We start from the raw sequence: 3143 nt of genomic DNA on the forward strand, positions 1-3143 counted from the left end.
GTTTTGCAACTATAAGTTCGACAATAGGGTAAATAAAGAAAGAAGAGCAAAGAGCAATAAAAAGTGGAAGATTCTTTATTTCATCGAGTAATAGGAATGTAAATCCTTCTGATAATATTAAAATAAAAAACATAAGGCATATTAGTACAAAATAAGCAACTTTAAAACTTTTATATTGAATTTGCTGTCCCATTTCATCTTGGCTTTCTTCCGACACTCCGTTTGGATCTCCCCAAGTAATTTGATTAATTAAATTACCAAGTATTAACGAAAAAGCGAATATTGTTCCGCCTAAAATTGAACCTTCCGTTATATATTTATACGCACCATGTAAGAGGATTCCGAGTAATGATATAACGATAATTATGAAAATGATTTTTTTATGATTCAATTTAGAAATGACACCTCCTATAATGTAAAAAACTCTTTACATAAATAGTATAAAATTGGGGAAGTTTTATGTCAAATACTTTTTACACAATAAAGAAATAATATGATACTTTGTTTTTGTCCTTTATAAAAAATTGCATTACATTTGAATGTAAAAGAATGGGCTCGCATATATTTGGAAGGGATGTCAGATTAATTTAGGGGGTAGTTATGTCTATTCTATTAAAAGCTGGTGCTGATGCAGGAAATAACGGTTTGAAGTTAATGGTGAAAGGGCAAGACCCTATTTTTATTCCGAGTATATATTCTTTATATATAGGAGAGCCTACGGGATTGTTAGATGAGGGAGATGTTTCATTATCTGAATTAGAAAATCACATTGACGTGACCATTAGTTCTCCATCGCTAATGTTAAATAATGTGCGGTATATTGTTGGAGAAAAAGTCATTCAAGATCAATTAAAAGGTACTGAGGTTGAGAAGAAATCAAATAAGTCAACTGATGAGTTAATGGTTATTACAATTCTATCTGGTTTAGCGGTAAGTGCTATGCGTCAAAGCCCAACTTCTAGTCATATTAATATTCGTTATGATTTATCTGTTGCTCTTCCGATGCAGCTTATTACACAAGAGATAGCTGCGGAAAATGCGAAACGTTATATGGGGAATCATAAGGTTGTGTTCCATTATCCAAACGGACGTGATGTGACAATTAATATTTCAATCGAATATTGTAAATGCCTACCTGAGGGCGCTTCTGGGACGTGGGGCATTGTATATGATGAAGAAGGAAATGTTGTGAAACATAAAATAGAATGTGAACAAAATCAAGTTTCAGAAATTGATTTTGTTGATAAAACACTATTATCTTTTGATATTGGTGCGGGGACGACAGAAGAAGTAGTTTCACTAGGCGTCAACTTTAGGCCACAACTAAGTAAGGGCCTATCATATGGTGTAAAAGAAACGTTGTTACAAATTATTACGAGATGGAACCGGAAGTATCCAACAAAAACGATTGATAGCATTACAGAGTTTAACCAAATTTATTTACATGAAAAGCACCCAAGAAATGCGTTATTAGTTGAAGAATCACAACCAGCATTATTAGGTTTAGCAGCGCGTGTCGCAACGGATATCATAAATAAAATTGATGATATGAAAGACGATCCATACGTATTTATTTATGGCGGGGGCGCAGTAATTATTAAAAACAGTTTGAAAATGATTTTAAAGCAAAAAGGACGACTAACAAATGTAATCTTTGTAGATAATCCGTTATTTACAAATGCACGCGGATTATTAGTATACACTTGTTCACCAAAATATAGAGAGCATAAGCAAAAAGAGTTAGGGTTTACAAACTTAACGATAAGTTAGTTGGTGGAAGCATGCGATCTAGGCGATATAAACGTGGTGATCGAGTGAAAATCAATATTCATAAGTCAATATCACCTGAAATGCTTGCATGGCTAAATAAACAATCCAACCCAACGAATTTCTTTTTCTTTGCAGCGCAGCAACTTTTTAAACAAGTAGGAGATATTGATGTGTCAAAAGCTATACCAAGTAGTCATGTTTTCTCATTATACGTAGAGCCATCTTCCATATTAAAGGTTGAAGTAAACCCTTTTAAAAACGTACCACTAGAAGCTAATAAATCCACTGAAAATATAAAAAAAAAATCATGGGAATCTGTTGATCAATTAGATTGTCCGTTTTTTTAAACATAGAAAAATATAAGTATTGCCCATCGCTATACATACGGATACAGTGATGGGCTTTTTTACATGTAACGAATAGAGGGGGCACAAATTGTGGTGTGCCCCCTTCTATTCATTATTTATCTATATTTTAGATGTATGATCAGTAACAGCCTGGATTATGTCTTCCCAGTCATCTGGATGAATTTCATGTCCAGCACCTTCAAGGGTTAATAGAACAGAGTTAGGAATTTCATCAATTAGTGCGAGACCATGTTCGAAAGGAAGTGCAGTATCGTCTGTTCCATGAATAACTAATGTAGGTGCCTGTATGGAGTGAAGCACACCTTCATATGCATCATCTCCTTGAAGTAAAGCGTGATTAAACATGCTTAATAAATTGTTAGCTCGTTCAATTTCTTGTATTACTTGTTTATTGACTTTTTTTTCATCAAATGTTCGTTTGGACCCGCATAATAGGCGGGATCCGGAAACTAAATATTCTGCTACAACTTTATCATTTGTCCAATCTAAATGTGTGCCATTTGCGTGATGTGTTAAAATTCTTTCATCCATCGGAGGTAAATCGCGCGTGTTATCGTTTGAGCCTATAATACTTGTAGCTAGTAATGTTAACGATAAAATTCTTTCAGGATGTTTTACAGCAGCAATTTGAGCGATCATACCACCTAAAGACATACCAAATAGATGTGCTTGATCAATATGATAAGCATCAAGTACCCCAATCGCATCTTCTGCCATATCTGTCACTGTATAATTGGAAGTTCCAGGCTCGTATGCAACAGAGCGTCCCACATCACGGTTATCAAAACGAATAACAAATTTCCCCGTGTTAGCCAACTGTTCACAAAATTCTTCATCCCAATAAACCATTGAACACGTAGCACCCATAATTAATAAAATAGCTGGGTCTTTAGGATTCCCAAAGCTTTCTGTACATATATCAATCCCGTTTATTTTAAATATCTTTTCAGTCATAAAATTATCCCCATTTCTTTTGAATGTAATTAAAAATATAGTTTTGAATAA

General features: G+C 34.1%; 4 protein-coding genes. 2 read left to right on the forward strand and 2 right to left on the reverse strand.

Annotation, left to right across the window (positions count from 1 at the left end):
- On the reverse strand, window positions 1-391 hold a 391-nt coding region (locus KI369_RS26630), incomplete at its 3' end, for a hypothetical protein (RefSeq protein WP_212958509.1).
- A gap of 209 nt (window positions 392-600) precedes the next feature.
- Here KI369_RS26630 and KI369_RS26635 point away from each other — a divergent pair.
- Entirely contained in the window at window positions 601-1770 is a 1170-nt protein-coding gene (locus tag KI369_RS26635) for a ParM/StbA family protein (RefSeq protein ID WP_073515256.1), read from the forward strand.
- An 11-nt stretch (window positions 1771-1781) separates the two neighbouring features.
- Window positions 1782-2117 (forward strand): hypothetical protein, encoded by a 336-nt coding sequence (locus KI369_RS26640; protein WP_212958511.1) that lies wholly within the window; start codon window positions 1782-1784, stop codon window positions 2115-2117.
- Between the two features lie 120 nt (window positions 2118-2237).
- On the opposite strand, the gene mleBCA is transcribed toward KI369_RS26640, so the two are convergent.
- Entirely contained in the window at window positions 2238-3092 is an 855-nt protein-coding gene (gene mleBCA, locus KI369_RS26645) for a BCA family alpha/beta fold macrolide esterase (protein WP_212958513.1), read from the reverse strand.
- Window positions 3093-3143 lie beyond the last annotated feature (51 nt).

This window comes from Bacillus sanguinis (assembly GCF_018332475.1).
Classification (GTDB): Bacteria; Bacillota; Bacilli; order Bacillales; family Bacillaceae_G; genus Bacillus_A; species Bacillus_A sanguinis.